Below are 5,180 nucleotides of genomic sequence, written 5' to 3'. Positions count from 1 at the left end.
ATAAATTTAAAATCATAAAATCAATTAAAGATAATAAATGCGGAAGAAATAATAAAATAACCATTAATAAACTTAAGTTTAATCATTGATTTTGATAAGTAAAGAAATAACTACTTAAAATATTAAGACCATTATTTAACTTGGTTAACCAATTATTAAATAGATGCAAAATGATTTTTGTTATTAGTAATTAAATATTGATAAATTGGACCATGATTCCTTGTTTTAATTGGTAAAAATACTTAGTTTGGTGGTTAAAAAATAGAACTTAATGACGTAATCAATGGTGATTGTAGGAATAAATACCATTAAAGTGATAATGAAAAAGATGAGGTTATTTGGTAAAGTGAAAAAGATAAGATTAATCTATAAAGTTAAAATATTTTTTAATTAATATATTTTTTATTTTCATTGAATTATGAAATAAAAAAAGACCCCCCGAGAGTAAAGGGATCTTTAATTTGTGATTAAATTTTATTTATTATTATTTTAAATTATTCCATTAATTATTTGGTTGATTTTGATTATTGTTTGATCGTAGAAGGTAGTAAATGTCACGCCTAGTAATTTGTTGATTTATCATTTGGAGATTATTTGATGTAATTTCCATTCTACGGGAAATTTCTTGCATCCTATTTAAACGTGTTGAAGAATTTAAATTCATATTATTAAAAACATTAGTTAATTCTGTCACTAAAATGTTCATCTCTTCTTCAAGTTGATGTTTTCTTAAATTTAAATCTATCCCAGGAAAAGCATATAATTTTTTATTATTTTCATTATTATTATAAAAAAATAATAATCCTGCAAAAATAAATAAACAAATACTTATTATTTTAACTTGATTTGATAATTTAAACATTAATTAAATCTCCTTTAATTATTTATAATTGTTCTTCTTGGAACTTTCTGGTTTATCGATTGAAGGCTTATGAGAATAGTTTTTGTTTAAATTTAAGTATTGAATATTATCATCTGATGAATTATTTTCATTATTATTTATTGTAGAAATTATATTTTGTTGAGAACTTTCGGGTTGATCATTACGAGTGATTAATAATGAATTATTTTTTTTATTTTTATTATTATATTTAATAATTGCAGTGGTAATTAAATTTTTTTTATTTAAAAGTTCTGCTTTTTTTTCGTTATTAAGTTTAAAATGCGTTAATTCGTTTTGTAAGGCATATTCTTCTTGTATATATAAAGCATATTCTTCATCATTTGAAATTTCATTATTATTAATATGTTTATTACCCATTGCCATAAATTGATTATTATTTATTGCAAATAATAATCCTAAAAAAATAAATAAATGAATACTGATTATTTTCAAGTAATTTTGTAATTTAAACATTAATTAAATCTCCTTTAATGGTTATTCCTTGAATTTTAATATATTGATGGTGGATATTATTTTGTTACCAGTCAGAGCTGGTTTTTTTATTATTTTCAGTTTTTTTTGCTTTATTTTTATTGTTATTGATTTTACCTTTATAAATATACAAATTTTTAAGGACAATATTTAAATTAAATCTAAAATTAATTAATTTTAAATTAGTGTTATCAACAAAATCTTCTTCCAAATAATTGCATTTGTATTTGATTAAGAAATACTGAGTTTTTTCATTTTTTTGTTTTATTATTTTTAAATATAAATATAATTTACTATTATTTTTTTTATTAAAACAATAGCTTTTGAAGTTATTTAAAATCGTATTTTTATCGGTATCATATTTTTTAAAGGAATAATATTTTTTAATGTAATAAAGAAAGTTAAAAGATTCTAATCGGGATCTGAAATAGTTTGAAAATATTTTTTGATTTATTTTCATTAGTTTATCATTATTTTTTATGTTTTTTTTGGATAAATTATCTAATTTAGTATTATCAGAAATAAAGCTACTATCAATTATTTTATTATTTAAATAATTTGGTAATTTTTTTTCTTTGGCTTCTTTTTCTAATAAATCTTGCTTTTTAAATAATTGTTCTATTTTTTGTTTTTTATGTTCATAATAAACAATAATTTTATTCCGGCCATCAATAAATATATCCATGGTATCTCTCCTTTTTCATATTGATCGATAATTTTAAATTTAAATTATAAAAAATAGGAATTTTTTCAATATTTTAATGATTTTATTTCAGTTAAAACGATAAAAACAATAAATAAAAAAGAAATAACCACAAAATTATAAAAAATCATTTGATTATTTTTTTTAATTTTGATCCATAGGCCTTTTATTGTTTTTAATTTTTTTTGAATATAACAATATTCTAACACATTTAATTTTTTAATATTAATTAAAATTATTTTCTAAATTAAAAAATTATTGTTCGATTTTTTTCATTATTGAATTAATAATTCTATCTTTAAAATGTTGAATGGTATCTTTTTTGAAGATTCATTGGTATTTTACGATATCTTTTGTTTGTTGGTATCCTGTGTTTTGGTTAAATAATTTTTTTGATTTATAATTTTATTTTAATTTTTTATGAATTTTTGTATTTTAACTTTTCTATTGATAAGTTAATTTTATGACTAATTTGTTTGTTTTTTTTTGAAATTTAATTTTTGGTAATTTATATTGTTATCCTTTTTAAAGATTTTTAATCTTATTTGGACATCTTTAGTTATCAAGCGTTGCGCACTAAAAGTATTATAAATTAATAATTTGTTAATTATGATCAAGATCAACTTTCTTAATTGATCTTTTGTTGTTTTTTGAAAAAATTTAAAATAAACTTCTTTGCTTTATAAAGTAATCTTTTTTAATTGAATAAACTTTTTATTTTTTTAAAAAAGATTAATTTTTTCATTGGTTTTATAATCATTAATAGATTATTAAATTTTTAATAATTTTATGAAGATAACTCTTTTCGGGATACTAAAAATTGAAGAATCTAATGATATTGTAAATTTATACAATAAATTATAGTAAGTAGTAAAAAACCTATTAATTTCTCGAAAATAAGTTTTCTAATTTTAAATATTATTATAGTTAAAATTATTTTGTTTAAATAACAAATAATAAGATAAAAAAATATTTATTAAAAGTAAACATAATTCAAAATATAAATAAAAAAGCAGAATTATTTTATTAACATAGTTATATAATAAAGATGGATAAAATAAATAAATCATCATGAAAATACAAAATTTCTATAGTTATTTTATAAAATAAAAATTAATTTTCTTTATAAAATTTTCTAACCTAAAATTAAAATAAAAAAAAGAGGTTTTTTATTAATTTAATGATTAGATTAAAGCAAAAATTATTTTTATTGCAGTTCTTTTTATTTAGTATTTTAATATTATTGTTTATTATTAATAATAATAAAGTTATAGCTATGTATCCAGATAATACTCCTGGAACAAGCAATAAATCTTTAACCGAAGATCACGTGGCTATTGATAAACAAATATTAAAAGTCAAAGATATACTTGCAACAAGTAAAAAAATAATAATAGTAATTAAAGAATTCATAAAAAATTTACCTGATGAAAATATTAAAAAAAATATGTTTTATGAATTGCAAGAATCTTTAACTCAATTAATCGATTTCGCTATAAATCATAATTCAGTTACAGTTACAAATATAGATGATTCGGGAACGAGTAATCTATTTTCAACCCAATATTTAATTATAGATCCAATTATATTAAATATAAAAAACTTCATTGAAACTCATAAAAACATAATAATTAATTTAGAAAAAATAATGCAAGCATTACCAAATGGTAAAAATAAAAAATATCTTTTGTGCGAATTATATAATTTTTTAATACAATCATTTGATGATAATAAAAAAGAATTGCAAATTCAAGAAATTGTATTAGAACTAATGTCATAAAAAAAACATGACATTATCGTGTTTAAGATTAATTGTTTTAAAGATAAGCATGCAATAGAAGAATAATAATCAAAAAATAAATATAATTAATAAATATTTATATTATAATCGAGAAATTCAGTATCTTATTGAAATATATTTCAAGCATATCAGATAATTCATCATTTGAAAGCAAGTTGATTTTTGTCATTTTCATATCAATTATTATACCTACACTCAGGAAAACTATAAAATAGGATAAAATATTATAAATATATTATAAATGTGTTTATAAATTATATTTACAAACTATACAAGTACTACAAAAAAAAATATCTAACATGATAATATCAGAAACCAACAAATTACTTTTTTGATTTAAATTTTTGAAAATTACAAAATACTGAGAAATCATTTTTTTATTTAAAATAATACGCGTCTATTTAATGAATTTATTATTTTGAATATTATTTATAATAATTTAATGTATTTTTAATATATCTTTTTACAAAATTAAATTTTTTTAACTTTCTAAATTGAAAATAATTATTTAAACAAGAGATATTAATTTGCAACCTATAAATAAATAATTTAAGATTAAAATAAAAAATATTTTTTAATATTATAACAAAATAATAGTTATATCCTGTTAAATTTTCCAGTATCCGACGCATCACGCTGCACCCCAAAAGTATTACAATTAAATAATTAATTAATAATCATTAAGATCAATTTATCAGTTGGTCTTTTTATTTTTTACTTTTTCATATTTTAACTCAAAAAAATTAAAAAATATTTTTTTTATTTTGTTCGCCATTTTTTTAACTTTCTAAATATATAGTGAGGGGTTATTTTTTTAAACTTTTTTAAATGTAAAAAAATTTTTCCAAAGAAAAAGAAATTCAACAAATTTAACTCATTTAAAAAGAGCTAAAAACAAACAAAAATAACCAATAATTAGTATCTTTATTGTTAATTACTTAAAAAAATTGTATAGCAAACAGAGTTTAGCGTGATCGAATTTTGTTTTATATTTAGAAATTAGATATTAAATATTATTTATATATATTAAAATTTTAATTAAAAAAATTATTATCTTTTTGTTTTTTTGTTTTTTTATGTTATTATTATTAATAAAAGAATTTATTCTAATTAGAAATTCAAGAATATCAAAAAAATTAAATACAATTAATAAAATAAATAATTATCTGAGCGTCAAAGAGGCCTAAATATCAAGTTAACTAACCAATATCCAGGGGCGATAAACCCTGCAAGGATAAGAACGATTCTTGAAAAGGAAACTCTCAGGAATTACAGCAATTCTTAAAAGCGGGTTGCGACGA

4 protein-coding genes are annotated in these 5,180 nt (G+C 18.4%); 1 reads left to right on the top strand and 3 read right to left on the bottom strand.

Annotated features, from left to right (window positions below; all coding sequences use genetic code 11):
- Positions 1-502: 502 nt before the first annotated feature.
- The 3 genes from OC705_RS02215 to OC705_RS02205 form a co-directional block, all read right to left on the bottom strand.
- Positions 503-862 (bottom strand): SVM family protein, encoded by a 360-nt coding sequence (locus OC705_RS02215; RefSeq protein ID WP_304512585.1) that lies wholly within the window; start codon positions 860-862, stop codon positions 503-505.
- A gap of 18 nt (positions 863-880) precedes the next feature.
- Positions 881-1,357, bottom strand: coding sequence for an SVM family protein (locus OC705_RS02210; protein ID WP_304512586.1), 477 nt, complete (start codon positions 1,355-1,357; stop codon positions 881-883).
- Between the two features lie 64 nt (positions 1,358-1,421).
- Complete coding sequence (locus OC705_RS02205; RefSeq protein WP_304514054.1) at positions 1,422-2,060, bottom strand: hypothetical protein; 639 nt, start codon at positions 2,058-2,060, stop codon at positions 1,422-1,424.
- A gap of 1,198 nt (positions 2,061-3,258) precedes the next feature.
- Here OC705_RS02205 and OC705_RS02200 point away from each other — a divergent pair.
- Positions 3,259-3,858, top strand: a complete 600-nt coding sequence (locus OC705_RS02200) for an SVM family protein (protein WP_304512588.1) — start codon at positions 3,259-3,261, stop codon at positions 3,856-3,858.
- Positions 3,859-5,180: the final 1,322 nt, after the last annotated feature.

This window comes from Candidatus Phytoplasma fabacearum, assembly GCF_030586805.1.
Lineage (GTDB): Bacteria > Bacillota_I > Bacilli_A > Acholeplasmatales > Acholeplasmataceae > Phytoplasma > Phytoplasma fabacearum.
The sequence above is the reverse complement of the archived record's forward strand: the minus strand, read 5'-3'. Positions and strand labels throughout refer to the sequence as shown.

Excerpts from the sequence above, each read along its gene's own strand:
- OC705_RS02215 (WP_304512585.1), bottom strand. The coding sequence starts at position 862 with ATGTTTAAATTATCAAATCAAGTTAAAATAATAAGTATTTGTTTATTT.
- OC705_RS02210 (WP_304512586.1), bottom strand. The coding sequence starts at position 1,357 with ATGTTTAAATTACAAAATTACTTGAAAATAATCAGTATTCATTTATTT.
- OC705_RS02205 (WP_304514054.1), bottom strand. The coding sequence starts at position 2,060 with ATGGATATATTTATTGATGGCCGGAATAAAATTATTGTTTATTATGAA.
- OC705_RS02200 (WP_304512588.1), top strand. The coding sequence starts at position 3,259 with ATGATTAGATTAAAGCAAAAATTATTTTTATTGCAGTTCTTTTTATTT.